This is a genomic window from Bradyrhizobium oligotrophicum S58, from assembly GCF_000344805.1.
Classification (GTDB): domain Bacteria; phylum Pseudomonadota; class Alphaproteobacteria; order Rhizobiales; family Xanthobacteraceae; genus Bradyrhizobium; species Bradyrhizobium oligotrophicum.
Genome location: NC_020453.1, coordinates 2554914 through 2578936, shown reverse-complemented (window position 1 = coordinate 2578936; position 24023 = coordinate 2554914). Strand labels below are relative to the sequence as shown.

Here is a 24023-nt window from a genome sequence, read left to right as displayed (position 1 = left end):
GTTTCAGCATGCTCACATTGACAGACAAATCCGCCAGCGATCTAATTGCAACATCATGCAACATCGCGCTGCACGCATCCATGATGCACTGCAATAATGACGCGAGTCGGAAGTCCGGGACCCCAAGGCCATGCGCGTACTGATCGTCGACGATCATCCCATTGTGGCCTCCGGCTGCCGTGCTTTGCTGTCGGGCGATCCCGATCTCGTGCTGCTCGAGGCGGCCGATGCGGAGAGCGGCGAGATCAGCTTCGTCGCCGAGCGCCCGGACGTCTGCGTGGTCGACATCAACCTGCCGACCGTGTCCGGCTTCGAGCTGGCGCGCCGCATCCTGGCGCGTGACGCCAATGCCCGGCTGATCATGTTCAGCATGAACGACGATCCGGTGTTCGCGGCGCGGGCGATCGACCTCGGCGCCAAGGGCTACGTGTCCAAGAGCGGCGATCCGAACGATCTGGCCGAGGCGATCCGTGAGGTCGCGCGCGGCGGCAGCTATCTGCCGCCGGCGATCGCGCGCAGCATCGCGTTCGCGGGCGCGGCCGTGGCGCAGAGCCCGCTGGCCAAGCTGACCTCGCGCGAGCTCGAGATCCTCCGGCTGCTGAGCGCCGGCAAGAGCCTATCCGAGATTGCCTGGCTGATCCACTCGTCCTACAAGACCGTCGCCAACACCTCCTCGATCATCCGCCAGAAGCTCGGCGTGAGAACGTCCGGGGAGCTGGTGCGTTTGGCCATCGAGAACGGCGTCGCTTGACTTCTCTCGAATGAACGACGCAGCCTGAAACAGGTTGGCGACATCAGCGCCGGCCTGACATCATTGCCGAACAGGTGATCCCATGACGCTCACGACCGTCTCCCAGAACAAATCCCATGGTGGCGTCCAGGGCGTCTACCGGCATGCCAGCCAGGAGACCAAGACCGAGATGACCTTCTCGGTGTTCGTGCCGCCGCATGCCGATGGCGCGAAGCTGCCGGTGGTCTGGTATCTGTCCGGCCTGACCTGCACCCACGCCAATGTCACCGAGAAGGGCGAGTTCCGTGCCGCCTGCGCCGAGCTCGGCCTGATCTTCGTGGCGCCCGACACTTCGCCGCGCGGCGATGGCGTGCCCGGCGATCCCAACAATGCCTATGATTTCGGCCTCGGCGCCGGCTTCTATGTCGACGCCACCGAGGCACCGTTCGCGAAGAACTACCGGATGTGGAGCTATGTCACCGAGGAGCTGCCGAGCGTGGTCGCGGCGAACTTCCCGGTCGATCCGCGTCGGCAGTCGGTGATGGGCCATTCGATGGGCGGCCATGGCGCGCTCACCGTGGCGCTGCGCAACCCCGACCGCTATCGCGCCGCCAGCGCGTTCTCGCCGATCGTCGCGCCGTCGCAGGTGCCGTGGGGCGAGAAGGCGCTATCAGGCTATCTCGGTGCCGACAAGGCGGCGTGGCGCAAGCACGATGCCGTGGCGCTGATCGAGGACGGCGCCCGCGTCTCCGACCTGCTGGTCGATGTCGGCACCGCCGACCAGTTCCTCGTGCCGCAGCTGCGTCCCGAGCTGCTCAAGGCGGCCTGCGACAAGGCCAACATTCCGCTGCTGCTGCGCAAGCAGGACGGCTACGACCACAGCTACTACTTCATCTCGACCTACATGGCCGACCATCTGCGCTGGCACGCGGCGCGGCTCGGACGCTGATATCAGCTGCGGCCATGATTTGCCCGACGGGCGCGGTCACGCGCCCGCGGCAGCGATTTGATCGTCGCCCCCGTCCGATCATCCCGTGCGCGCGCAGAGCAATTTTCGCAGGCCGCGCGAGACGATCACTCGTGTCCAGTCCGCGGGCGAAAAAGATTCGTCTTCGATTTTTCGGAATTCACGGTTGTATCGCGCTGTCCCGCCTCATCGAGAGGGCGTGCCGCGGGCGCCGGCGAGTCGCGGGGCCTGTCTACTGCGCCTGCGGCGCGCCGTAGTTCGGCGCCAGCAGGCGGTTGCGGATCAGCCAGGCCATGGTGCGGGTCCAGGATTCATCGGTGTTGCCGCGCATGTCGGCCGTAACAGCCGCGACGGACTTGCCGCTGTGAACGTCGTGCAGATAGATGTTCATGTTGAGGATGAGGTTGGAAACCTTCTGCACCGTTCCGGTGATCGCAAGATCGGCGCCGATGTCGGAGGCGAGCTTGACGTCGCAGCCGCCGCAGGCCTGCAGATTGCTGTGGTGCGCCGCATCGTTAACGGGTGCGATATCGAGCACGCGAAAACGTCCGGAGTCCTGCAGCGCCGATCGCAACTGCTCGGCCGCATGCGCCAGGCGCTGCTGCTCGTCCGCGCGCGGTCCCTGCACCTCGCCCTGCAGGCTGGTGTCGATCAGCTCGAAATCGAATACCGCGACCTTGGGCGGCTCGGCACGAGCCGGTGTCGCAAGCAAGGGGATCAAAGACGTAAGAACAAGAGCGAGTTTCAAGGTCGTGATCCGAAATGATGCAAGAGCGGCCAAAAGCGGGGTTGAAAGCTAGGCCAATTCGGTCATCTTGCAAGACGAAACCTCGCCGAAAAAGGACGAGGGAACAATGGGAGGACATGTGGTCCTGGGAGTTCTGGCTCGATCTCTGATCGGCGCGATCGGCCTCATTGCTGCCGCAACGGCGGCTTCTGCCGCGGAGCCGGTCGACATTGCGATCGGCTATCTCGGCCGTGCCAGCGTGCCGCAGACCTTGTCGCCGCTCGACCAGCCGGCAGCGGATGACGGCGTGGCCGGCGCCCGGCTGGCAATCGAGGACAACAACACCACCGGCAAGTTCCTCAACCAGCGCTTCACCCTGATCGACCGCCGCGTCAAGGATGACGAGGACGCAGGCCAAGCGGCCAACGAGCTCGCCGGCCAGACCGGCTTCATCCTTGCCGATCTCCCGGCCGATGCGCTGTTGAAGGTCGCAGATGCCTTGCGTGGACGCGGCATCACCCTGCTCAATGTCGGTGCCACCGATGACCGGCTGCGCGAGCAGGACTGCCGCGCCAATGTCATCCATGTCGCGCCGACCCGCTCGATGCTGGCCGATGGCCTCGCGCAATATCTGGTCTGGAAGCAGTGGAAGCGCTGGCTGCTCGTGACCGGCTCGCACGACAAGGACAAACTGTTCGCCGACGCACTGCGCCGCGCCGCCACCCGCTTCGGCGCCAAGATCGTGGAGGAGCGCACATTCGAGGACAGCGGCGGCGCCCGCCGGACCGATAGCGGCGTGACGCTCATTCAGCGCCAGATGCCGGTGTTCACGCAGAAGGCGCCGGCCTATGACGTGCTGGTCGCCGCCGACGAGAGCGAAGTGTTCGCCAACTATCTGCCGTATCGCACCTGGGATCCCCGCCCGGTCGCAGGCTCGGCGGGCCTGCGTCCCACCAGCTGGGATCCGTCGCAAGACCAGTGGGGCGCGACGCAATTGCAGAACCGCTTCATGAAGCTGGCGTCCCGTCGCATGGACGCCTTGGACATGCAGGCCTGGATGGCCGTGCGCATGGTCGGTGAAGCGGCATCGCGCACCAACTCCGGCGACGCCAAGGCGATGACCGACTACCTCAAGGGCCCGAACTTCACCATCGCCGCCTTCAAGGGTACGCGCCTCTCCTTGCGCGACTGGAACCTGCAGCTGCGCCAGCCGATCCTGCTCGCCGACGGCCGCATGATCGTTTCGGTCTCGCCGCAAGAGGGTTTTCTGCATCAATTCTCCGAGCTCGACACCCTCGGTGTCGACCGCCCCGAAACCAAGTGCAAGCTGCAATGATGTCGGATCTGATCATGCTGATGAAAGTGCTTCGTCCGACACACCAGAGCAATATGGCTGCTACTCCGGGGCCTCATGGTTCGAGACGCGCCGAAGACGGCGCTCCTCACCATGAGGGTCCTGAGCGCGCATGCGGCAACAAAGCGAGGCTAGAATTTTCCTGTCAACGCAGCCCTCGTCCTGAGGAGCCCGCCGGAGGCGGGCGTCTCGAAGGACGGCCACGACTTCGCAGGTGCCTCGGCATGGCAGCCTGCCTGCTCAGCGCCGCCCTGTCCCTCGCACCCATCGCCCCCGCCGCCGCCTACGTTGCCTTCATCTCCAACGAGAAGGGCAACACGGTCTCCGTGATCGACACCGACAGCTGGACCGTCACCAAGACCATCAAGGTCGGCCAGCGTCCGCGCGGCATTTCGTTCACGCGCGACGGCAAGTTCGTGATGGTTGCGGTCGGTGACGACGATACGATCCAGGTGATCGATGCCAAGAAGCAGGAGATCGTCGACACCCTGCCCTCCGGTCCCGATCCCGAGCTGTTCGCGCAGGACGCCGCCGGCAAGACGCTCTACGTCGCCAACGAGAACGACAACACCGTTACTGTCATCGACCTCGAGAAGCGCATCCGCATCGGCGACGTCCAGGTCGGCGTCGAGCCGGAGGGCATGATGCTGAGCCCGGACGGCAAGATCCTGATCTGCACCTCCGAGACCACCAACATGGCGCATTTCATCGACACGGCGACGCGCCAGATCGTCGCCAACGTGCTGGTCGATGCGCGGCCGCGCTATGCCGAGTTCAAGACCGACGCTTCGGAGCTGTGGGTGTCCGCCGAGATCGGCGGCACGGTGTCGATCATCGATCCGGCCAAGCGCGAGGTCACGGGCAAGATCAAGTTCGCCATCCCCGGGCTGCGCAGCGAGGCGATCCAGCCGGTCGGCATCGCCCTGACCAAGGACGGCAAGACCGGATTCGTCGCGCTTGGCCCGGCCAACCGGGTCGCGGTCGTCGACGGCACCACCCACGAGGTGAAGAAATATCTGCTGGTCGGCCAGCGCGTCTGGCACATGGAGTTCACGCCGGACGAGAAATATCTGCTCGTCACCAACGGCGTCTCCAACGACGTCTCGGTGATCGACGTCGCCGCGCAGAAGGTGATCAAGACCATCCAGGTCGGCGAACTGCCCTGGGGCATCACGATTGCACAGCCATGATGACGCAGAACGCACCCGCTCTCGATACGACGAGCTCTGCACAGCAGCCGGTCTCCGACCAGGTCCCGGCGCTGTCGGTCGCCGGCGTCAGCCATTCCTACGGCGCTCGCAAGGCGCTGAACGACGTCAGCTTCGCCGTGCAGCCCGCGAGCTTCACCGCCCTGCTCGGCCTCAACGGCGCCGGCAAGAGCACGCTGTTCTCGCTGATCACGCGGCTGTTCGCGGTGCAGACCGGCCACATCAGTATTTTCGGCCATGACATCGGCCGCACGCCCGGCGAAGCGCTGCGGCTGCTCGGCGTCGTATTCCAGCCGCGCACGCTCGATCTCGATCTGTCGCTGACGCAGAACCTGCTCTATCACGCCGCGCTGCACGGCATCTCGCGCCGCGAAGCCCGTGCGCGCAGCGAGAAGCTGCTGACGCGGATCGGTCTCGCCGACCGCGCCGGCAGCAAGGTGCGCGACCTCTCCGGCGGCCAGATGCGCCGGCTGGAGATCGCCCGCGCCCTGCTGCACCGGCCGCGCCTGCTGCTGCTCGACGAGGCCACTGTCGGGCTCGACGTCAAGGCGCGCGCCGACATTGTCGGACATGTCCGCCAGCTGGTGACCGAGCAAGGTATCGGCGTGCTCTGGGCGACGCACCTGTTCGACGAGATCGCGGCCACGGACGACCTCGTCGTGCTGCATCAGGGCCGCGTGCTGGCACGCGGACCGGTGCCGCAGGTCATCGCGGAGTCCGGAGCGTCGGATGTCAATGCAGCCTTTGCGCGACTGACGACACAGGCCCGCCCTGCAAGGAGCTCGGACGCATGACCGTCACCACCGTGCACGCGCCCGCGCCGACACGCAGCGGCTTCTCGGCCGGCGAATACGTCACCTGCCTGACTGGCATCGTCTGGCGCGAAGGGCTGCGCTTCCTGCATCAGCGCGAGCGCTTCGTCTCGGCGCTGGTCCGGCCGCTGGTCTGGCTCTTCATCTTCGCCGCCGGCTTCCGCCAGGTGCTGGGCATCTCGATCATCCCGCCCTACGAGACCTACATCCTCTACGAGGTCTATATCGCCCCCGGCCTGATGGCGATGATCCAGCTGTTCAACGGCATGCAGTCGTCGCTGTCGATGGTCTACGACCGCGAGATGGGCAACATGCGCACGCTTCTCGTGAGCCCGCTGCCGCGCGGCTATCTCCTGTTCTGCAAGCTGCTCGCCGGCACGGCCGTCTCGGTGCTGCAGGTCTATGCCTTCCTGGCGATCGCCTGGTTCTGGGACATCACGCCGCCACCGATGGGCTATCTGACCGTGCTGCCGGCGCTGATCCTGTCCGGCCTGATGCTCGGCGCGCTGGGGATGCTGATCTCCTCGGGCATCAAGCAGCTGGAGAATTTTGCCGGCGTCATGAACTTCGTGATCTTCCCGATGTTCTTTGCCTCGTCGGCGCTCTACCCGCTGTGGCGCGTCGAGGAAGGCAGCCCGTGGCTCGCTTACCTCTGCGAAGCCAATCCTTTTACCCACGCGGTCGAGCTCATCCGGTTCGCATTGTATGGCAAGATGAACTGGGTTTCTTTGGCTGTGGTCGCAGGCTGCACAACCGTGTTCATGATCGGCGCGATCATCGCCTACGATCCTTCGCGTGGTTTGGTACGGCGTGGTCCCGGAGGCGAGGCATGAGGTCGAGATATCTGTTGGCGGCAATCCTGTCGTTGTCGGCATCGACAAGCACCGCGCTGGCCGCCGACCCCCGCTATCCGGATTGGCCCTGTCCGCAGGCCAAGGTGCCGGAGATCTCGATCGCGGCGGTCTGGTCCGGCCCAGCCATCGACGACGTCGGCGCGAGCTGGAAGGACGATGCTAAGGTATCGCCCCTCGTCGCCAAGCTCGCCGCGCGCCGCATTCCGCTCGAAGAGGCGCAGAAGGACGTCGCCGATTTCCTTACCGGGACGCCTGAGGAGAAGGCGCGGAAGGGCAAGCTGCTGTTCGCCGGCCTGTTCGATACGCTGAATGCGCAGCGGACATCGGTCATGAACGGGCTCGAGCGCGTCATGCGCAAGCAGCGCGAGGCGGTCGACAAGGTGCGCGGCGACACCATCGCGCTGCAAGAGCTGCAGAGCGGCGCCACGCCGGATCAGGCCAAGGTCGAGGAGCTGGCCAACCAGGTGAATTGGGAGACGCGCATCTTCGAGGATCGCCGTCGCGTGATGAAGTTCGTCTGCGAGGTCCCGACCGCGATCGACCAGCGGCTGTTCGCCCTGGCCCGCGAGATCCAGCAGGACATGGAGTAGGTCTGCCGATGCCGCTCGCTCATCACCATGACGGCGTAGAGGGAGCGCACCAATCCTTCATCGTCATGGCCGGGCTTGTCCCGCCTGCGCGGCCGCAGCCGTTTCGGCGCGGCGAAGGCCCGGCCATCCACGTCGTTCTACGCGGCAACACGTGGATGCCCGGGTCAGGCCCGGGCATGACGAGCAAGACAGCTGGCGATGGCCTTTGGAGCTACCAAGCTATCCGCTTACTCCTCCGGCCGCGGCTCGGGCTGAATCTGCTGCAGCGGCAGGTTGGCGCGGCTCCAGCCGTCGGTGCCGTCGGGATACCAGGCGACATTGCGATAGCCGTAGGTCAGCGCGCGCCTGGCGGCATTCCACGACATCCAGCAATCTTCGAGGCAGTAGAACACCAGCAGGCGGCCGAGATCGCCCCCAGACGCCTGAGCAAGCCCACGCTTCAGATAATCCTCGGTGGCGGCCGCCAGCACGCCATAGCCGGTGTCGGGCAGCCAGATGCTGCCGGGAATGTCCTGGCGCGGCTGCTCACGCCACACTGTGCCGGGAGGCAGATTTTTCGGCTTGGGCGGCCGCGGCAGCACGTCGACGAAGGCGGCGGACTTCGCGCGCCAGATCGCCTCGGTGTCCTGGGTCGACAGCACCCGCGCCCCGGCCAGCGTGGTCGGCACGGGTGCGCGGTAGCTCTCGGTGCGATAGCTGTCCGGCTCAGCCACCAGATCATCGGCCCGCACCGCCGCGGCGATCAGCAGCGCGCCTGCCAACGCCACGGCGGCGAGCCGACCGATCATGGCGACGACTTGGCCGCAGCCTCGGCGGTGATCAGATGATTACCCTCGTCCAGCAGCGGCACGCCGAAGTCGAGCAGGATCTTGTTGATCTCGCCCTGGTTCTCCTGGATCAGCTTGTTGAGCTGACGCCGCCAGTTCTGGTCGGCGCCGCGCACCCCCATGGCGATTCGATAGATCAGCTTCGGCCCGCTGGTCTCGCCGACCAGCGGCGTCACGTGCAGTTGCGGGCTCGCCTGCTTGGCGTAGTAGCCGGCCATCGGCCCCCACAGCACGCCGGCGTCGATCTCACCCGATTTGAGGTCGTTGATCATCGCCTCGGCCGAGGAATCGACGCGGGTGTCGATCATCAGCGGATAGGGTTTTGCCGTCGTCATCAGCCCGGCCAGCGCCATGTTGGTGGCCGGCGGCGTGCCCGCCACGATGCCGATGTGCTTGCCCTTGAGCTTGGCGTCCTCCAAGGTCGTGACGTCGGCCAGATCGGAGCCAGGCTTGGTCACGATCGCGTACGACGTCCGGTAGTAGGGACTGGTGCTCTGCACCAGGTCGTCGCCTTGCGGGAAGCCCATGATCACGTCGCAGCGATGCGAGCCGAGCGTCATGCGCACGAAGCCGGTGGCCTGCGGAAAGAACGTGTAGTCGACCTTTTTCTGCAGCTTGGCGGCAAAGAACTCGGCGAGCTTGTTCTCGAACCCCTCGCCCTTTTCGTTGGAGAACGGCAGGTTGCGCGGATCGGCGCAGACCCGGAGCACTTTGGGATCGACCAGCTCGATCGACAGGTCCAAACCGTCATTGCTCTGCGCGCGCGAAGGCGCCGATCCCAGCAAGGTCATTCCCGCGGCCAGAGCCAACAGCCAGCGGACATCAACGTGACGCTTCGTCATCCGTATTTCCATCCCTATGGAGCGCATCGAGGTATTTTTGAAAATGCTAGGCTGCCGGCCTCGCGAGCGCAACAGCTGCCGACATCGCGAAGAGTTGACCGCATGCTGCGGCGCAACTCGAGCAATCCAACGAGCCCCTTCCGAGCATGCGAGGCGAGCCGATGATACGGCAGCTCATGGTGGGGTTCGCGCTCTGCTGCGCGCTGGTGCTCGCCGGCGCACTGCATGCCGCCTCCGGGGAACTCGAGGTCAGCGAGATCGCGTCCGGCGTCTTCGTCCATATCGGCCGGACGGAGTTGATGAATGCGGAAAATGAGGGCGCCATCGCCAATGTCGGCTTCATCATCGGCAATGACGCCGTCGCCGTGATCGACACCGGCGGCAGCGTGCGCGAGGGGCGCGCTTTGCTGGCCGCGGTCCGGGCCCACACCAGCAAGCCGGTCCGCTACGTCATCAACACCCATGCCCATCCCGATCATATGTTCGGCAATGCCGCGTTTCAGGGGAACGGCACGAGCTTCGTGGGCGCCAAAAATCTTTCCCGCGCGCTCGCCGTCCGCGGTCCGCATTACATCGAGGCCTTCCGCCGCCTGATGGGCGCCGAGCTGATCGACGAGGTCCGTCTCGTTGCCCCCTCGATCGTCGTCGACGACCAGATGGCGCTCGATCTCGGCGGGCGCACCCTCACGCTGAAGGCCTGGAGTACCGCGCACAGCGACTGCGACCTGACCGTCTTCGACGACCAGAGCCGGAGCTTGTTCGCCGGCGATCTCGTCTTCCTGCGTCACATCCCGGTGATGGACGGCAGCCTGCGCGGCTGGATCGCCGATATCGACACGCTCGCTGCGCTCCCGGCCGATCGGGTGGTACCGGGCCACGGCCCCGTCAGCCCGTGGCCGCTGGCGCTCAGCGACGAGCGCCGCTACCTCGACACATTGGCTGGCGACGTTCGCGGGCTGATCAAGGCGGGCAAGCCGATCGCCGACGCTGCCGGTGCCGCCGGGTCAGAGCGCGGCAAATGGCAGCTGTTCGACGATTACAATGCCCGCAACGCGACCGCGGCATTCTCAGAAATGGAATGGGAATGAGGCCAGCAACGCGCTATGATTGTTAGCACTCCAGACCGCTTGAGGAGGACTGCGCCATGATCCGTCTGCCGTCCACACTGCTGCTCGGCGCATGTCTCGCATTCGCTTTCGCACCTGCGAACGCCGCCGACGCTTACGATCCCTGGCCGGGACTGGTTCAGGATATCTTCAACAACAAGGCGATGCAGGACGGCGCCGACGTGCTGGCGATCGAGATGCCCACCCGCGCCGAGGATGCGTCGGTGGTCCCGGTCACCCTGCGCAGCAAGCTGTCGCCGGCCGACGAGCGTCGGATCAGAACCATCACGCTGGTGATCGACCAGAACCCGGCGCCGATGGCCGCCAAGTTCACGCTCGGCGCCGACGCCAATGTGACAGCCATTTCCACCCGCGTCCGCGTCAACAACTACACCGACGTGCATGCCGTGGCCGAACTGAGCGACGGCCAGCTCTATGTGGTCAAGACCTTCGTCAAGGCCTCTGGCGGCTGCTCGGCGCCGGCGGCGAAAAATCCGGACGAGGCGAAGGCGCGCATCGGCCAGATGCGCTACCGGCAGTTCACGCAGAGCGGCGACGGCGCGACGAGCGGCGTCCGCGAAGCGCAGGTCATGGTCGGGCATCCCAACAATTCCGGGCTGCAGATGGACCAGCTGACGCAGCTCTACATCCCCGCCTTCTTCATCGACCGGCTGACGCTGTCACAGGACGGCAGCCTGGTGCTGTCGGTCGAAGGCGGCATCTCGATCTCGGAGGACCCGAACATCCGCTTCACCTACGTCTCCAGCGGCGCCAAGCAATTCCGCGCCGAAGCCAGGGATACGCAGGGGCACGTGTTCGAGCATGAGTGGCCTGCCGACGGCTCAGGAACCTGATGATCCGCTGGAGCGTCAGGGCGTCAGAAACATCTAACTTCGGCCTCGGCCTGCGCGCGCCGGAGATCGTTCAGCGCGTTGGCCGCCTGCTCGGAGGTTCTGAACTGGGTCCCGAGCGTGCTGTGCACCTGCGACATGCTCAGCACGGTTTCTGCCGTGACGTAGCGCTCATAGGGGATGATCGACGCGATGATGTCGATCGAGCAGGAGCATTGCGAGATTGCCTGGCGGGTTTCGCCATTGGCCTTCATGCAGCCGAACACATATTCGGCGCGCGCCGAGGTCGGGTAATCGTTGAGGTCCTCGGCACGAGCGACCCCGCTGATCCCGATCAACACGAGATTGAGGGCGACAATCGGTCCTACCGAAACAGCGCAACGCATGACAGTCCTCCGCGGCATCGCAGCCGAAGCTATGCTAAGGGAATGAGGCTGAAAAGAACACATCTCGAGGAAATGCAGACGCGCCCATGACGCAGATCGGTCGTTTGTTGATCGCGATACTCGCCTGCGCCGTACTGCCGGTTTCCGCATGCTGCGCCGCCGAGACCGTCAAGGTTGCGGTGCAGAAGACGGGCACCTTCGCATGGGAATTGGCCGTCATCCGCGCCCATCAGCTCGACAAACAGGCGGATATCGCGATCGACGCAGTCGAGCTCGCAAGCCCCGAGGCCGGCAAGATCGCGCTGCGTGCCGGCAATGCCGACATCATGGTGTCGGACTGGCTCTGGGTCTCGCGCGAGCGCACGCTCGGCGCCAAGCTGACATTCTATCCCTATTCCAGCGCGCTCGGCGCCGTGATGGTCCCTGCCAGTTCCCCCCTCAAGACCCTTGCCGATCTCAAGGGACGCAAGCTCGCCGTGGCCGGCGGCCCGCTCGACAAGAGCTGGCTCCTGCTGCAGGCCACGCTCAAGCGCGACGGCGTCGACCTGAAGTCGCAGGCGACCATCACCTATGGCGCGCCGCCGCTGCTGGCGGCCAAGCTGGCCGATGGCGAGATGGATGCCGGCTTGAACTACTGGAATTTCTGTGCGGCGCTGGAGGCGAAGGGCTTTCGCCGTCTCGCCGGTGTCGAGGATCTCCTGGCGCCGTTCGGCGCCAAGGGCCGCACTGCGATGATCGGTTATGTCTTCGACGAGGACTGGGCCGCCAAGCATCGCGATCTCGTTGCACGTTTCCTGTCCGTCACGGCCAAGGCCAAGGAGATCCTGGCAACGTCGGATGCCGAGTGGCAGACGATATCGCTGCTGACCGGCGCGCCCGATGAAGCCACCTTGCGCGCCTATCGCGACCGTTATCGCGAAGGCATTCCGCGCCGGCCGGTGGCCGAGGAAGAGGCCGACGCCCGCATTCTCTACGGCGTGCTCGCTTCGATCGGCGGCCGCGATCTGGTCGGCCCCGCCACTGAGCTCAGTCCCGGCACCTACTACAGGGCGGATGCGAGGGATTAGTGCTGCGGCTGTTGTCCTTTGCGCTTCTGCTGGCCACCTGGTGGGTGGCCGCGACCGTCGCCGGCAGCGCCAAGCTGCCGCCGCCCTCCGTGGTCCTGGCAGCCGCGGTCGCGGAAGCGAAGTCCGGCGCGCTGTTTCTGCATCTCGGCGCGACGCTCGCCCGCGTCGTCCTCGCCTTCACCTTGTCCATGGCGCTCGGCTCGGCGCTCGGATATCTGATGGGGCGCAGCCGGCTCGCCAATCGCCTCGGCGATCCCTGGCTGATCCTGCTGCTCAATCTGCCGGCGCTGGTGGTGATCGTGCTCGCCTACATCTGGGCCGGGCTGACCGAGGTCGCGGCCATCGCCGCGATCGCGATCAACAAGCTGCCGACGGCCGTCGTCACCTTGCGCGAGGGTGCCCGCGCGCTTGATCCATCGCTGGATGAGATGGCGAAGGTGTTCGCCTTCCCACGCAGCCGTATCCTGCGCCACGTCCTGCTGCCGCAACTGGCGCCTTATATCGCCGCTGCGGCCCGCTCCGGCCTGTCGCTGGTCTGGAAGATCGTACTGGTCGCCGAGCTGCTCGGACGGCCCAACGGCATCGGCTTCGAGATCGGCGTGGCCTTCCAATTGTTCGACATCCCGCTGCTGCTCGCCTACTCGCTCAGCTTCGCCGCGGTGGTGCTGGTGATCGAAGCCGTCATCGTCCAGCCGTTCGAGCTGCGCGCATCGAGGTGGCGGCTCCGTGCGGCTTGAGGTCGATATCAGGTCCAAGAGCTTCACCAGCGCCAATGGCAAGCGCCAGGAGGTGATCGGCGGCATCGCGTTTGCGCTGCAGCGGGGCGAGGTCGGCGTCGTCGTCGGCCCCTCCGGCTGCGGCAAGAGCACGATGCTGCGGATCTTGGCCGGTCTCGACAGCGACTATCAGGGCCACGTCGCGCGCCCCGACGGCGCCCGGCTGGCGATGGTGTTCCAGGAGCCGCGGCTGCTGCCGTGGCGGTCCGTCGAGGACAATGTCCGGCTGGCCGCGCCTGATGTCACGGATGACCGGCTGGCCGCGATCTTCGGCGTGCTCGAGCTCGACGCGCATCGCACTCACTTTCCCGGCGAGCTGTCGCTCGGCCTCGCCCGTCGCGTGGCGCTGGCGCGGGCCTTTGCGGTCGAGCCGGATTTCCTCATCCTCGACGAACCGCTGGCCTCCCTGGACGATGCGCTCGCGGCGCGGCTGCGCGACGAGATTGCGATGCTCGTGGCCTCCAGGCCGATGATCACGCTTCTGGTCACGCACAGCATGGACGATGCGGTGCGGCTCGGCGACCGCATCTTCCTGCTGTCCGCGCGCCCTGCCCGTCTGCTGCATGCCGTCCCGATCGAGGTGCCGCGCGCGCAGCGCAGCAACGACGCGGTTGCGGCGATCAAGGCCGATCTGGCGCGCCGGGATTTTTCCATGTCATAGTCAGGGCAAAGGACATCGGACCCCAGGGAAACGCCATGAGACGCGCACTCGCAGTGACGGCCATCATTCTGTTCGGCCTGCCGCTCGCCGCCGTCGCGCAAAGCAAGGGCATCCGGCTCTGGAATCTGACCACCGCGACGATGACCGGCTTTCAGCTGTCGCCCGCCGGCCAGAACAACTGGGGTCCGAATCAGACGCTGAGCGACAAGGACAAGGAGCTCGATCACGACGAGCGGCTGAAGCTCACCGGCGTCGAGCCGGGCCGCTATGATGCCAAGGTGAGCTATGCCGGCGACCGGCAATGTTTCGTGCGCGGCCTCGACATCAAGGCCGACGCCGTGGTCTCGGTGGCCGACAAGGACCTCAAGGAGTGCACCAAGTAGGCAGCCAACACAGCCGCGGCCAAACCGGCCTCAGGCCTTGTCGTTGCTGTGCGGATATTCGCAGCGCCACCGCACCGCGGTCCATTTCGGGTGCTCGCCGATCCACTGGGCAATGTAGGGCGGCGCCTTCATCGCGCATTGCTGCAGCGACGCGCCACCATTGGCGAAAACCAGATGCTGCTCTTCACAGGTGGTAGGCGACAGCACCGCGCAGACCGTGATGACGAGGTCGATGGGGCTCATGGCTCGGGATCCTTCGATAAGCCTGACGTTGCAGACTACCTGAAAATACGAGATCGGGCCGCATCGGTTTCTCGGCGCGCCACACATTATGTGAGCGGAACTGAGGCGGGAGCGACCATCCATAAGCGAACCGGGTCCTGACGCTTGATCCGAACCGGCAGATCGGCTGCAATGGCGTCGGTCGATCGACCTCAGAAAAGCGAATGCGGAGGAAGCAGATGCCCAAGGTTCTCGTACTCTACAAGACCCCCAAGAGCGCCGAGGCGTTCGACAAGCACTACATGACCATCCACGTGCCGCTGGCCAAGAAGATTCCGGGCTTGAAGAGCTACGACATCAGCCGGGGACCGGTGAATGGCCCGGCGGGCCCCACCAATATCCACCTCGTTGCCACCTTGGTCTTCGATTCGATGCCTGCGCTGCAGGCAGGGATGGGCTCGGCGGAGGGCAAGGCAGCGGCCGGAGATCTGCCCAACTTCGCCGATGGCGGTGTCGACCTGTATATTTTCGACACGCAGGACGTCTGATCGTTCGAGCGGATCGGTCGAGAGGTCCAGGCACCAGTTCGGATCGGCCGATGAGCCGATCGCCGGGACAATCTCGCGGATCATCCCCAATAACGGATCTGCCAAGCCGCTCGATGGCGAAGTTCGCTGTCAAGAGGCTTGGCAGATCGCTAGTCGTTACTTGCGCGCTGCGCAGGCATACATGTTGATTTCCATGCCCACCGGCACTTCGACGATTTTCGGGGTCTTCCAGGCCATTTCAAACTCCCAAGTTCAGACTATCATTGACTGGCGCATTGCTCACGCCAACGCCGAAGCTAGGATCGTGTCCCGGGGAACGCAAGGCTCGACAGATGCCAGGTGCATTTTGGCAGTGGTCGCTTAGTTGAACAATCGGATGCAACGGCTCGAATCGACAACGTTTCGCCTCAATGATCGCACCGCTCCCCATGGGGTCCTCGACCGCAGAGGCGCCGCGTTTTCCGCCTGTGGCAGAGTGGCGGTAAAGGCCGCTCACGCGCCGCCCGGCTGTACGTAGCAGAACACATATCGATTGCGGCTCAGGAAGATGATGCCGTGCCCCGTCGGATTTCCCTTGTCCCATTTCAGCTTGTGATCCGGGACCTCGATTTCCGTACCGATATCGACATGGGGACGACCGCGCGGCTCGTCGGGACGATCGTCGGTGATGATCGCATAGGTCTTGCCATCGCGGACATGGATCTCGTCGGCGAAGTACGCGTCAGCCTCTCCGCAGCACGATGCCGTCGGCACGTCGGGCTGCATCAGGGCCTCGTACCATTGGCGCAATGCAGGATCTACTGCTCCCCATTGACCGAGATCACGCGCACTCGCACTCACCCAAAGGCAACACAGCATGCCGAGCCAAAGGATGGTTCGTCTCATCCGCCTACTCCTCTGTTGTCCCGGCATGTTGCAGTGAAGCAATGTTCATGCCGCAAAGCAGCATGAAACAGGTGCCATCATGCCGCTGCTGATCACCAAGTGATCGCAAGGATTTGGCGTGCTCTTCGGTGACGGGCCTTGACGGCTTCCCGATCGGGCGATGGCGCCTGCCACCATTTCATATTGACGGTTCCCGATTTCGAGGGGAGTGTTGTTCCCGCAGCGTCAGGATAGGCGCGCATAAAAATCCTGGAGGAAATGAATGAAGCGGATCGCGCTGGCCGCAGGCCTCGCTATTTTTGCATCACATGGTGCAAGCGCGCAGAGTGCCGATCAGTTGGTCAAGGGTGCAACTGATACGGGGAACGTCCTCAATTACGGCATGGGCTATAATCTGCAGCGGTTCAGCCCGCTCACGCAGATCAACAAGGACAACGCCAAGAGCTTGGTCCCGGTCTGGAACTACAGCTTCTCCGACGATCGCAGTGAGGAGTCTCAGCCGCTGGTCTACCAGGGCGTCCTCTACGTCACGACCCATAATGCAACGATGGCGGTCGACGCCAAGACCGGCAAGCAGATCTGGAAGAGCAAGATCGACTATCCCGCCGAGACGCCGCGCGTGGTCTGCTGCGGTATCATCAACCGCGGCGCGGCCCTGTTCGATGGCAAACTCTTCCGCACGACGCTCGATGCCAATGTGATTGCGCTCGACGCCAAGACCGGCAAGGAGCTCTGGCGTCAGAAGGCCGCCGACATCAAGGAAGGCTACTCGATGACGGTCGCACCGCTCGTCGCCGATGGCGTCGTGTTGACCGGCATCTCCGGTGCGGAGTTCGGCACCCGCGGCTTCATCGACGGCTGGGATCCGGCGACCGGCAAGCATTTGTGGCGCACCCACACGGTGCCTAGTCCGGACGAACCCGGCGGCGACACCTGGAAGGGCGATACCTGGAAACTCGGCGGTGGCTCGACCTGGATCACAGGCTCCTACGATCCCGAGCAGAACACCGTGTTCTGGGGCGTCGGCAATCCCGGCCCGTTCAACGCGGCGGTGCGCCCTGGCGACAACCTCTACACCTGCTCGGTGCTCGCCTTGGATCCGAAAACCGGCAAGACCAAATGGCACTTCCAGTTCTCGCCGAACAACCCGTTCGACTATGACGCCGTTGCCGAGATGGTGCTTGCCGACATGAACGTCGAAGGCAAGCCGACCAAGGTGCTGATGAATGCCAACCGCAACGGCTTCTTCTACGTGCTCGATCGCACCAACGGCAAACTGCTCGCAGCCAATCCCTATGTGAAGGTCAACTGGGCCTCGAGCATCGACATGAAGACCGGCAAGCCGGTCGAGACCGACGTCACGCGTGATGCGCGCGAGGGCAAGAAGGTCGTGGTCTATCCCTCGATCCTCGGCGGCAAGAACTGGGAGCCGATGTCGTTCAATCCGCAGACCGGATTGGCTTACGCCAATACGCTGGTGTTCGGCGGTCACTACAAGACCGAGCCTGCGACCTACAAGGCCGGCGAGTGGTACCTCGGCATGGACCTGACGGACCTCTGGGATTGGCCGGAAGGTCCGCGCGGTCAGCTGAAGGCCATCGATCCGATGAGCGGCAAGACCAAGTGGGAGCAGCCGAGCGACATCCCGCGCTTCTCCGGCGTGCTGTCGACCGCCGGCGGCGTGGTGTTCTCGGGCAAGCTCACCGGCGAGTTCGAAGCGTTCGACGCCGACAGCGGCAAGAAGCTGTGGCAGTTCCAGACCGGCTCCGGCATCGAAGGCCAGCCCGTCACCTGGCAGCAGGACGGCGTGCAATACGTCGCTGTCACCTCCGGCTATGGCGGCGTGTACTCGCTGTTCTCCGGTGACGAACGCCTCGCCAACGTTCCGGCAGGCGGCTCGCTGTGGGTCTTCGCGGTCAAGAACTGAGCGCGGATTGCCCGTGAGACAGAACATGTTCATGAGAACGGCGGCGACCTTCGCCGCCGTCGTGGCGATCTCGGCCCTGTTCTCGGCGGCCGTCTTCACGCAACAAGCCCTGGCCCAACAACAAGACGAGAGCGCTGCACACAACCCGGTCGACCTCGGCAAGACGACATTTGCGCAAAAATGCTCGCACTGCCACGGCCCGAACATGGTGAATTCCGGCACGATCACACCTGACCTGCGCCGGTTTCCCGATGACCAGCCTCGTTTCGTCACGACGGTGAAGCAAGGCAAGAACGGCCGCATGCCGCCATGGGGCGACATCCTCAGTGACGACGAGATCACCGCGCTCTGGGCCTATGTCTCCAGCCGGAGAACGCAATGATGCGCCGACTCACTTGGTGGGCGGCTGCCTTCCTCATTTTGGCAGCGTCGACGGCGGCTCGGGCCGCCGACGATGTGCTTCGCATCTGTCTGGACGAAAATCTTCCGCCACTTTCGGTCCATCATCGCGGCAAGCCGGGCGCGGGCTTCGATGTCCTGCTGGGCCAGGCGATCGCCGAGCGCCTCGGCAAGACGCTTGAAATTCAATGGTACGAAAGCAAGCTGGACGAAGATTCCAGCCCCGCGCTGGAAGCAAATGCGCTGCTTTCGGACGGGCGCTGTTCGCTGCTCGGCAGCTATGCCTTCACACAGGACGGACTGGTCGCGCCGGGCGTCAAGACGGCGAAACTGCCGGACTTCGAGGGCGCGACCCGCGACGACCGCCGCCGCCGCATTCCGCTCGGCGCGCTGATGCCGGGCAAGCCCTATATGTTCTCGACCTTGACGGTCGTTCTCGGCCCTGCCGCGGCACAGCGCCGGATCAGCGATATCGGAGATCTCGCCGGACTGCGGCTCGCGATCGAAAGCGGGACGCTGGCGGACGCGATCCTGATGACCTTCGACAAGGGACGCCTGATCGACGACATCACCCATCTGATCCCCACGCGGGATGATCTGCTGGGCGCGCTCGAACAGGGCAAATTCGACGCCACCCTGCTCGATAGCCGACGCTTCGATGCCTATCGGGCCGCCCATCCCGAGACCAAGCTCGCCGCCTCCGGCTACAGCTACCCGATCGGCGTGAACCGCGGCTATGTCGGACTATCGAGTTCTGCGGAATTGCTGGGGTCGGTCGACAAGGTCCTGTCGGAGCTGGATGCCTCGGGAGCTCTGGCCAATCTGGGACGTGCGGCGGGCCTGACCTATCTTCCGCCGCGTGAGCCGATCATTCTCGGCGATGCATTCCAGAGGATCATCCGGAGCGGAGCGCGCTAGCGCGCGCCCGCCGCCGTCTTGTGAACCGACGACGGCACGACGCCAAAATATTTGCGGAACACCCGGCTGAAGTGCGAGGAGCTCGAAAAGCCCCACGAGAACGCGACATCTGTGATAGTCTTGCCGCTCTGCGTCTCCAACTCCTGGCGGCAATGCTGCAGCCGGGCGCGCCAGATGTAGTCGCTGACCGTCATTCCCCGATCGCTGAACACCATGTGAAGGTAGCGCTTGGTACAGCCCAGGGAGGCCGATATCTGATCGATGCAAAGATCAGGGTCGCGCAGATGCTCACGAATGAACGCCTGCGCCCGAATGTACACCGCTTCGGGTCCCGCACGGTCGAGCATCCGATCCGCTTCCCGCAGCGGCAACAGCAACAGATCGATCAGCGATTCGGCGACGCTGGCCGCCGAGTTGGCCGACAGCCGGGTCGCCTCGTCGAAGGCGGCGTGCGTGACGTCATGCGCAATCTTGCCGGTGCCGCTCCGCGCAGACAGCTTGTAGGCCGGCATCTTCTCCGACCGGAAGCCACGCTCCTGCAGCAGTTCCTTCGGCACGATCACGACATCATGGCGCGTCACCGCGGGGCTGACGATCGTGTGCGGCGACGAGACGTCATAGGCCAGGCAATCACCGGGGCCGATCTCGATCTGGCGGCCATCCTGCTCGAAATAAGAGATTCCATAGGTCTGAAACAGGATCTTGATGTAGGGGTGCGCGGTCTTTTGCGCGCGCGCATAGGTATGCGCGATGCGGTGCTGGCTGGCTTCGATCTGGCACAGCTTCAGGCGCGAGACAGTGGTGAAATTGATGCGTCCCTCGAACGACGCGCCTTCCAACGGGTCGACATCGAAACGGCCGCAGAGATCGGTCAGTGCATCTGACCAACGCTGAATCTGGCTCTTCGGTGAGAACCCCGAGGTACTAAGCGAGCGGATCGTATCGGACATGTCCATCCACCGATTCTTGATCGAAACGCGACGTCCCGCCAAGCAGGGCGGGCGAGAGTGGAGCGGAATTACTCCCTTTTTGAGGTCGACCAAAATTCGTGGTGCATCAGCCCCGGCAATGTCCCTGTTCGATCCTCCGCCTTCGCCTCTGTGCCGTCAAGCGAAACGTCAACCCTCAGTGGAACCACGACGCCGCAAATTGATGCTGTGCAACAAGAATGTGCGTCATGTTGCGGGCCAGCAAAGCAAAATCTCCTTCAAAAACTTCTATCCGCTTCACTCTTGAGCAAGCTCTTTTCTCTTTTGGGCAAGTTTCCCGGTTGGGAAGTGGATAATCAATGATGCCGAAGAAGCAATACTGGGCCGCGTGATGCGGAACCTCAGTTGAACCCGGGAGGAAAGACGATGCGAAGAGTTCTACTCGCAACATGTCTGACGTCAGTCGCGGCACTTGCCGCGGGTGGCGCATGGGCCAGCGAAGAGCTGGTCAAGATGTCGGCAAACCCGAAGGACTGGGTGATGCCGGCGGGAGACTACGCCAACACGCGTTACTCCAAGCTGAACCAGATCAACGCCCAGAACGTCGGCAAGCTGCAGGTCGCGTGGACCTTCTCCACCGGCGTGCTGCGCGGCCACGAAGGCGGTCCGCTCATCGTCGGCAACATGATGTATGTGCATACCCCGTTCCCGAACAAGGTGTATGCGCTCGATCTGTCGCAGGACAACAAGATCGTCTGGCGTTACGAGCCAAAGCAGGATCCGAACGTCATTCCGGTGATGTGCTGCGATACGGTCAATCGCGGCGTCGCCTATGGTGATGGCAAGATCTTCCTGCATCAGGCCGACGACAAGCTGGTCGCGATCGATGCCAAGACCGGCGCTCATGTCTGGACCGCCGTCAACGGCGATCCGAGCAAGGGACAGACCGGCACCTCGGCTCCGCTGGTGGTGAAGGACAAGGTCCTGGTCGGTACGTCCGGCGGTGAGTTCGGCGTTCAGTGCAGCATGACCGCTTACGACATCAAGAGCGGCAAGCAGGTCTGGAAGGCCTACTCCGAAGGTCCGGATGACCAGATCCTGTTCGACGCCAACACCACGGCGCTCGGCAAGCCGGTCGGCAAGGACTCGAGCCTGAAGACCTGGCAGGGCGACCAGTGGAAGACCGGCGGCGGCTGCACCTGGGGCTGGGTGTCCTACGATCCGCAGCTCGACATGGTCTATTACGGGTCGGGCAACCCCTCGACCTGGAATCCGAAGCAGCGTCCCGGCGACAACAAATGGTCGATGACGGTCTTCGCACGCCATGCCGATACCGGCGTCGCGAAGTGGGTATATCAGATGACGCCCCACGACGAGTGGGACTATGACGGCGTCAACGAGATGATCCTGTCGGACCAGGCGATCAACGGCCAGCCGCGCAAGCTCCTGACGCACTTCGATCGTAACGGCCTCGGCTATACGCTCGACCGCACCAACGGCGAACTGCTCGTCGCCGAGAAGTACGACCCGAAGGTGAACTGGACCAGCGGCGTCGACATGGACAAGAACTCCGCGACCTACGGTCGTCCGAAGGTTGTCGATCAGTACTCGACCGACAAGCAGGGTGAAGACGTCAACACCAAGGGCATCTGCCCGGCGGCGCTCGGCACCAAGGACGAACAGCCTGCGGCCTACTCGCCGGATACGCAGCTGTTCTACGTACCGACCAACCATGTCTGCATGGACTACGAACCCTTCAAGGTGAGCTACACCGCAGGTCAGCCCTATGTCGGCGCGACGCTGTCGATGTACCCGCCGGCGGGTGAGACCCATATGGGCAACTTCATCGCCTGGGACGGCAAGACCGGCAAGATCGCCTGGTCGAACAAGGAGCCGTTCTCGGTGTGGTCGGGCGCGCTCGCAACGGCTGGTGGCGTGGTGTTCTACGGAACGCTGGAAGGCTACCTCAAGGCGGTCGATGCCAAGACGGGCAAGGAGCTCTACAAGTTCAAGACTCCGTCCGGCATCATCGGCAACGTCACGACCTACGAGAATGGCGGCAAGCAGTACGTTGCCGTGCTCTCGGGTGTCGGCGGCTGGGCCGGCATCGGTCTCGCAGCGGGCCTGACGGATCCGACCGCCGGTCTCGGTGCAGTCGGTGGCTACGCAGCGCTGAGCAACTACACCGCCCTCGGTGGTGCGCTCACCGTGTTCTCGCTCCCGCAGTAAGCTAGGCAATCCTGGCCGGCGCATGGATGTCCTCCATGCGCCGGTTCGCCTACTCCAAAAAATTAAGGGAAAACGCCCTTGCGTAGAATATGTTTTGCGGTCGCCGCGGCTGTGAGCCTGGCAACCGGCGGAATGACTGTCGCCGAAAACGCCTGGGCGGAAGGTCCGGGAGATCCTGCGGCCGTCAAATCCGAGGACGGGAAGTACTTCGACAAGGATGGCAATCCGACCTACAAGGTGGGCGCCGATGGATCGGTCGACTGGTACACCTACTCCGGATACCGCCGCTATCATTCCGAATGCCACGTCTGCCACGGCCCCGACGGCATGGGCTCGACCTATGCCCCCGCACTCAGGGACTCCGTCAAGAACATGAGCTACGGCGATTTTCTTGGCGTGGTCGCGAGCGGTCGCAAGAACATCAGCACGGCCCAGGAGAACGTCATGCCGGCGTTCGGCGATAATCCAAACGTCGCCTGCTACATGGACGATCTCTACATCTACCTGCGTGCTCGCAGCAACGATGCGGTGGGACGTGTCCGTCCCGGCAAGCACGAGGACAAGCCGCCTGCCTACACCGAGGCAGAGAATGCCTGCATGGGCAAGAAGTAGCTGACGACGTGGACCGCGACTGGACCCTTTCCCCGGACAGCGTCGCGGGCCTGAGAGACTGAAAGAGGAGTTGAAGACATGAAGACGCGCGCCGCGGTCGCTTTCGAAGCCAAGAAACCGCTGGAGATCGTCGAGGTTGACCTCGAGGGCCCGAAGGCGGGTGAAGTGCTGGTCGAGATCAAAGCGACCGGCATCTGCCACACCGATGCCTACACGCTGGACGGATTCGACAGCGAAGGCATCTTCCCCTCGATTCTCGGCCATGAGGGCGCCGGCATCGTCCGTGAGATTGGCCCCGGCGTGACCTCGGTCAAGCCCGGCGATCACGTCATTCCGCTGTACACACCGGAATGCAGGCAGTGCAAGAGCTGCCTCAGCCGCAAGACCAATCTCTGCACCGCGATTCGCGCCACGCAGGGCAAGGGACTGATGCCCGACGGCACCTCGCGCTTCAGCTACAAGGGCCAGGCCATCTACCACTACATGGGCTGCTCGACCTTCTCCAATTTCACCGTGCTGCCGGAGATCGCGGTCGCGAAAATTCGCGAGGATGCGCCCTTCGACAAGAGCTGCTACATCGGCTGCGGCGTCACCACCGGCGTCGGTGCCGTCGTCAACACCGCAAAGGTCACGCCCGGCTCGAACGTCATCGTATTCGGCCTCGGTGGCATCGGCCTCAACGTGCTTCAGGGCGCCAAGATGGCCGGCGCCGATAAGATCATCGGCGTGGACCTCAACGACTCCAAGGAAGAATGGGGCCGCCGCTTCGGCATGACGCACTTCGTCAATCCGAAGAAAGTGACCGGCGACATCGTCCAGCATCTGGTCGCGCTCACCGATGGCGGCGCTGACTACACCTTCGACTGCACCGGCAACACCACCGTGATGCGCCAGGCACTGGAAGCCTGCCACCGCGGCTGGGGTGAATCGATCATCATCGGCGTCGCCGAAGCCGGCAAGGAGATCGCGACCCGTCCATTCCAGCTCGTCACCGGGCGGGTCTGGAAGGGTACTGCGTTCGGCGGCGCGCGCGGGCGCACCGACGTTCCCAAGATCGTCGACTGGTACATGAACGGGAAAATCGAAATCGACCCGATGATCACCCACACGCTCAAGCTCGAAGACATCAACAAAGGCTTCGACCTGATGCATGAGGGCAAATCGATCCGTTCCGTCGTCGTGTTCTGACCCCAAGCACGCAAAACTGAGGAGG

The 24023-nt window shown here is 64.1% G+C and carries 28 protein-coding genes; 20 read left to right on the top strand and 8 right to left on the bottom strand.

Annotated features, from left to right (window positions below; genetic code table 11):
* Window positions 1-130 precede the first annotated feature (130 nt).
* Together S58_RS11040 and fghA are read left to right on the top strand one after the other, a co-directional pair.
* Entirely contained in the window at window positions 131-751 is a 621-nt protein-coding gene (locus tag S58_RS11040) for a response regulator transcription factor (protein WP_015665379.1), read from the top strand.
* An 82-nt stretch (window positions 752-833) separates the two neighbouring features.
* A complete protein-coding gene (gene fghA / locus S58_RS11035) occupies window positions 834-1679 on the top strand; it encodes an S-formylglutathione hydrolase (RefSeq protein WP_015665378.1) in 846 nt (281 codons plus the stop codon).
* Window positions 1680-1929: 250 nt separating this feature from the next.
* On the opposite strand, the gene S58_RS11030 is transcribed toward fghA, so the two are convergent.
* Window positions 1930-2445 (bottom strand): DUF3280 domain-containing protein, encoded by a 516-nt coding sequence (locus tag S58_RS11030; RefSeq protein ID WP_173424421.1) that lies wholly within the window; start codon window positions 2443-2445, stop codon window positions 1930-1932.
* Between the two features lie 106 nt (window positions 2446-2551).
* Here S58_RS11030 and S58_RS11025 point away from each other — a divergent pair, with 106 nt between their 5' ends.
* The 5 genes from S58_RS11025 to S58_RS11005 all read left to right on the top strand — a co-directional run bounded on the left by S58_RS11025 (window position 2552) and on the right by S58_RS11005 (window position 7242).
* On the top strand, window positions 2552-3760 hold the full coding sequence (locus tag S58_RS11025) for an ABC transporter substrate-binding protein (RefSeq protein WP_015665376.1): 1209 nt from the start codon (window positions 2552-2554) through the stop codon (window positions 3758-3760).
* A 242-nt stretch (window positions 3761-4002) separates the two neighbouring features.
* On the top strand, window positions 4003-4968 hold the full coding sequence (locus S58_RS11020) for a YVTN family beta-propeller repeat protein (RefSeq protein ID WP_015665375.1): 966 nt from the start codon (window positions 4003-4005) through the stop codon (window positions 4966-4968).
* Window positions 4968-5780, top strand: coding sequence for an ABC transporter ATP-binding protein (locus S58_RS11015; RefSeq protein WP_042340695.1), 813 nt, complete (start codon window positions 4968-4970; stop codon window positions 5778-5780). Before S58_RS11020 ends, S58_RS11015 begins: the two co-directional genes overlap by 1 nt.
* Complete coding sequence (locus tag S58_RS11010; protein ID WP_015665373.1) at window positions 5777-6631, top strand: ABC transporter permease; 855 nt, start codon at window positions 5777-5779, stop codon at window positions 6629-6631. Before S58_RS11015 ends, S58_RS11010 begins: the two co-directional genes overlap by 4 nt.
* Window positions 6628-7242: a hypothetical protein gene (locus tag S58_RS11005; RefSeq protein ID WP_042339214.1), complete on the top strand. Its 615-nt coding sequence runs from the start codon at window positions 6628-6630 to the stop codon at window positions 7240-7242. Before S58_RS11010 ends, S58_RS11005 begins: the two co-directional genes overlap by 4 nt.
* 227 nt (window positions 7243-7469) lie before the next feature.
* Here the strand turns inward: S58_RS11005 and S58_RS11000 are convergent, their stop codons facing one another.
* Window positions 7470-8030, bottom strand: a complete 561-nt coding sequence (locus tag S58_RS11000; protein ID WP_015665371.1) for a PQQ-dependent catabolism-associated CXXCW motif protein — start codon at window positions 8028-8030, stop codon at window positions 7470-7472.
* The gene (locus S58_RS10995; RefSeq protein WP_015665370.1) at window positions 8027-8911 is read right to left on the bottom strand and encodes a substrate-binding domain-containing protein; all 885 of its coding nucleotides are present in this window, start codon (window positions 8909-8911) and stop codon (window positions 8027-8029) included. The genes S58_RS11000 and S58_RS10995 overlap by 4 nt, the downstream gene beginning before the upstream one ends.
* A gap of 161 nt (window positions 8912-9072) precedes the next feature.
* On the opposite strand from S58_RS10995, the gene S58_RS10990 reads away from it, so the two are divergent.
* Both S58_RS10990 and S58_RS10985 read left to right on the top strand, forming a co-directional pair.
* On the top strand, window positions 9073-9999 hold the full coding sequence (locus S58_RS10990) for a quinoprotein relay system zinc metallohydrolase 2 (RefSeq protein ID WP_015665369.1): 927 nt from the start codon (window positions 9073-9075) through the stop codon (window positions 9997-9999).
* Between the two features lie 56 nt (window positions 10000-10055).
* A complete protein-coding gene (locus S58_RS10985) occupies window positions 10056-10871 on the top strand; it encodes a quinoprotein dehydrogenase-associated SoxYZ-like carrier (protein ID WP_015665368.1) in 816 nt (271 codons plus the stop codon).
* 23 nt (window positions 10872-10894) lie between these two features.
* Here S58_RS10985 and S58_RS10980 read toward each other — a convergent pair whose 3' ends face one another.
* Window positions 10895-11254 carry a hypothetical protein gene (locus S58_RS10980; RefSeq protein ID WP_015665367.1) on the bottom strand — a complete coding sequence of 120 codons (360 nt, stop codon included), beginning with the start codon at window positions 11252-11254 and terminating at the stop codon, window positions 10895-10897.
* Window positions 11255-11340: 86 nt separating this feature from the next.
* Here S58_RS10980 and S58_RS10975 point away from each other — a divergent pair, with 86 nt between their 5' ends.
* The 4 genes from S58_RS10975 to S58_RS10960 are packed head-to-tail and all read left to right on the top strand — an operon-like array spanning window position 11341 to window position 14141.
* Complete coding sequence (locus S58_RS10975; protein ID WP_015665366.1) at window positions 11341-12321, top strand: ABC transporter substrate-binding protein; 981 nt, start codon at window positions 11341-11343, stop codon at window positions 12319-12321.
* Entirely contained in the window at window positions 12321-13058 is a 738-nt protein-coding gene (locus S58_RS10970; protein ID WP_015665365.1) for an ABC transporter permease, read from the top strand. Before S58_RS10975 ends, S58_RS10970 begins: the two co-directional genes overlap by 1 nt.
* The gene (locus S58_RS10965) at window positions 13048-13758 is read left to right on the top strand and encodes an ABC transporter ATP-binding protein (protein WP_015665364.1); all 711 of its coding nucleotides are present in this window, start codon (window positions 13048-13050) and stop codon (window positions 13756-13758) included. The genes S58_RS10970 and S58_RS10965 overlap by 11 nt, the downstream gene beginning before the upstream one ends.
* Before the next feature lie 35 nt (window positions 13759-13793).
* Window positions 13794-14141, top strand: coding sequence for a hypothetical protein (locus S58_RS10960; protein ID WP_015665363.1), 348 nt, complete (start codon window positions 13794-13796; stop codon window positions 14139-14141).
* A 30-nt stretch (window positions 14142-14171) separates the two neighbouring features.
* Here S58_RS10960 and S58_RS10955 read toward each other — a convergent pair whose 3' ends face one another.
* Entirely contained in the window at window positions 14172-14384 is a 213-nt protein-coding gene (locus S58_RS10955) for a hypothetical protein (protein WP_015665362.1), read from the bottom strand.
* Window positions 14385-14602: 218 nt separating this feature from the next.
* On the opposite strand from S58_RS10955, the gene S58_RS10950 reads away from it, so the two are divergent.
* Complete coding sequence (locus S58_RS10950) at window positions 14603-14911, top strand: EthD family reductase (protein ID WP_015665361.1); 309 nt, start codon at window positions 14603-14605, stop codon at window positions 14909-14911.
* Between the two features lie 156 nt (window positions 14912-15067).
* Here S58_RS10950 and pqqA read toward each other — a convergent pair whose 3' ends face one another.
* Window positions 15068-15148, bottom strand: a complete 81-nt coding sequence (gene pqqA, locus S58_RS10945) for a pyrroloquinoline quinone precursor peptide PqqA (protein ID WP_009031067.1) — start codon at window positions 15146-15148, stop codon at window positions 15068-15070.
* 255 nt (window positions 15149-15403) lie between these two features.
* On the bottom strand, window positions 15404-15676 hold the full coding sequence (locus tag S58_RS10940; protein ID WP_015665360.1) for a hypothetical protein: 273 nt from the start codon (window positions 15674-15676) through the stop codon (window positions 15404-15406).
* A 382-nt stretch (window positions 15677-16058) separates the two neighbouring features.
* Here S58_RS10940 and S58_RS10935 point away from each other — a divergent pair, with 382 nt between their 5' ends.
* Genes S58_RS10935 through S58_RS10925 form a run of 3 tightly spaced genes read left to right on the top strand, consistent with a single transcriptional unit; the run spans window position 16059 to window position 19040 of the window.
* Window positions 16059-17723, top strand: coding sequence for a methanol/ethanol family PQQ-dependent dehydrogenase (locus tag S58_RS10935; protein WP_015665359.1), 1665 nt, complete (start codon window positions 16059-16061; stop codon window positions 17721-17723).
* 25 nt (window positions 17724-17748) lie between these two features.
* On the top strand, window positions 17749-18105 hold the full coding sequence (locus S58_RS10930; RefSeq protein WP_042339206.1) for a c-type cytochrome: 357 nt from the start codon (window positions 17749-17751) through the stop codon (window positions 18103-18105).
* On the top strand, window positions 18105-19040 hold the full coding sequence (locus S58_RS10925) for a substrate-binding periplasmic protein (RefSeq protein WP_083938802.1): 936 nt from the start codon (window positions 18105-18107) through the stop codon (window positions 19038-19040). Before S58_RS10930 ends, S58_RS10925 begins: the two co-directional genes overlap by 1 nt.
* On the opposite strand, the gene S58_RS10920 is transcribed toward S58_RS10925, so the two are convergent.
* Window positions 19037-19990, bottom strand: a complete 954-nt coding sequence (locus S58_RS10920; RefSeq protein ID WP_042340693.1) for a helix-turn-helix domain-containing protein — start codon at window positions 19988-19990, stop codon at window positions 19037-19039. The genes S58_RS10925 and S58_RS10920 overlap by 4 nt on opposite strands.
* Before the next feature lie 405 nt (window positions 19991-20395).
* Here S58_RS10920 and xoxF5 point away from each other — a divergent pair, with 405 nt between their 5' ends.
* The 3 genes from xoxF5 to S58_RS10905 all read left to right on the top strand — a co-directional run bounded on the left by xoxF5 (window position 20396) and on the right by S58_RS10905 (window position 23998).
* Complete coding sequence (gene xoxF5 / locus S58_RS10915) at window positions 20396-22198, top strand: lanthanide-dependent methanol dehydrogenase XoxF5 (RefSeq protein ID WP_015665355.1); 1803 nt, start codon at window positions 20396-20398, stop codon at window positions 22196-22198.
* A 132-nt stretch (window positions 22199-22330) separates the two neighbouring features.
* Window positions 22331-22810 (top strand): c-type cytochrome, methanol metabolism-related, encoded by a 480-nt coding sequence (locus tag S58_RS10910; protein ID WP_015665354.1) that lies wholly within the window; start codon window positions 22331-22333, stop codon window positions 22808-22810.
* Window positions 22811-22888: 78 nt separating this feature from the next.
* Window positions 22889-23998 carry an S-(hydroxymethyl)glutathione dehydrogenase/class III alcohol dehydrogenase gene (locus tag S58_RS10905; protein WP_015665353.1) on the top strand — a complete coding sequence of 370 codons (1110 nt, stop codon included), beginning with the start codon at window positions 22889-22891 and terminating at the stop codon, window positions 23996-23998.
* The last annotated feature ends 25 nt before the right edge of the window (window positions 23999-24023 follow it).

Coding starts and splice junctions, on each gene's coding strand:
- S58_RS10940 (WP_015665360.1), bottom strand. CDS start 15,676: ATGCAGCCCGACGTGCCGACGGCATCGTGCTGCGGAGAGGCTGACGCG.
- S58_RS11010 (WP_015665373.1), top strand. CDS start 5,777: ATGACCGTCACCACCGTGCACGCGCCCGCGCCGACACGCAGCGGCTTC.
- S58_RS11040 (WP_015665379.1), top strand. CDS start 131: ATGCGCGTACTGATCGTCGACGATCATCCCATTGTGGCCTCCGGCTGC.
- S58_RS10925 (WP_083938802.1), top strand. CDS start 18,105: ATGCGCCGACTCACTTGGTGGGCGGCTGCCTTCCTCATTTTGGCAGCG.
- S58_RS10975 (WP_015665366.1), top strand. CDS start 11,341: ATGACGCAGATCGGTCGTTTGTTGATCGCGATACTCGCCTGCGCCGTA.
- S58_RS10955 (WP_015665362.1), bottom strand. CDS start 14,384: ATGAGCCCCATCGACCTCGTCATCACGGTCTGCGCGGTGCTGTCGCCT.
- S58_RS10920 (WP_042340693.1), bottom strand. CDS start 19,990: ATGTCCGATACGATCCGCTCGCTTAGTACCTCGGGGTTCTCACCGAAG.
- S58_RS10930 (WP_042339206.1), top strand. CDS start 17,749: ATGTTCATGAGAACGGCGGCGACCTTCGCCGCCGTCGTGGCGATCTCG.
- S58_RS11005 (WP_042339214.1), top strand. CDS start 6,628: ATGAGGTCGAGATATCTGTTGGCGGCAATCCTGTCGTTGTCGGCATCG.
- S58_RS10980 (WP_015665367.1), bottom strand. CDS start 11,254: ATGCGTTGCGCTGTTTCGGTAGGACCGATTGTCGCCCTCAATCTCGTG.
- S58_RS11025 (WP_015665376.1), top strand. CDS start 2,552: ATGGGAGGACATGTGGTCCTGGGAGTTCTGGCTCGATCTCTGATCGGC.
- S58_RS10950 (WP_015665361.1), top strand. CDS start 14,603: ATGCCCAAGGTTCTCGTACTCTACAAGACCCCCAAGAGCGCCGAGGCG.
- S58_RS10935 (WP_015665359.1), top strand. CDS start 16,059: ATGAAGCGGATCGCGCTGGCCGCAGGCCTCGCTATTTTTGCATCACAT.
- S58_RS10960 (WP_015665363.1), top strand. CDS start 13,794: ATGAGACGCGCACTCGCAGTGACGGCCATCATTCTGTTCGGCCTGCCG.
- S58_RS10985 (WP_015665368.1), top strand. CDS start 10,056: ATGATCCGTCTGCCGTCCACACTGCTGCTCGGCGCATGTCTCGCATTC.
- S58_RS11000 (WP_015665371.1), bottom strand. CDS start 8,030: ATGATCGGTCGGCTCGCCGCCGTGGCGTTGGCAGGCGCGCTGCTGATC.
- S58_RS11015 (WP_042340695.1), top strand. CDS start 4,968: ATGACGCAGAACGCACCCGCTCTCGATACGACGAGCTCTGCACAGCAG.
- S58_RS10990 (WP_015665369.1), top strand. CDS start 9,073: ATGATACGGCAGCTCATGGTGGGGTTCGCGCTCTGCTGCGCGCTGGTG.
- S58_RS10995 (WP_015665370.1), bottom strand. CDS start 8,911: ATGACGAAGCGTCACGTTGATGTCCGCTGGCTGTTGGCTCTGGCCGCG.
- fghA (WP_015665378.1), top strand. CDS start 834: ATGACGCTCACGACCGTCTCCCAGAACAAATCCCATGGTGGCGTCCAG.
- xoxF5 (WP_015665355.1), top strand. CDS start 20,396: ATGCGAAGAGTTCTACTCGCAACATGTCTGACGTCAGTCGCGGCACTT.
- S58_RS10910 (WP_015665354.1), top strand. CDS start 22,331: ATGACTGTCGCCGAAAACGCCTGGGCGGAAGGTCCGGGAGATCCTGCG.
- S58_RS10905 (WP_015665353.1), top strand. CDS start 22,889: ATGAAGACGCGCGCCGCGGTCGCTTTCGAAGCCAAGAAACCGCTGGAG.
- S58_RS11020 (WP_015665375.1), top strand. CDS start 4,003: ATGGCAGCCTGCCTGCTCAGCGCCGCCCTGTCCCTCGCACCCATCGCC.
- pqqA (WP_009031067.1), bottom strand. CDS start 15,148: ATGGCCTGGAAGACCCCGAAAATCGTCGAAGTGCCGGTGGGCATGGAA.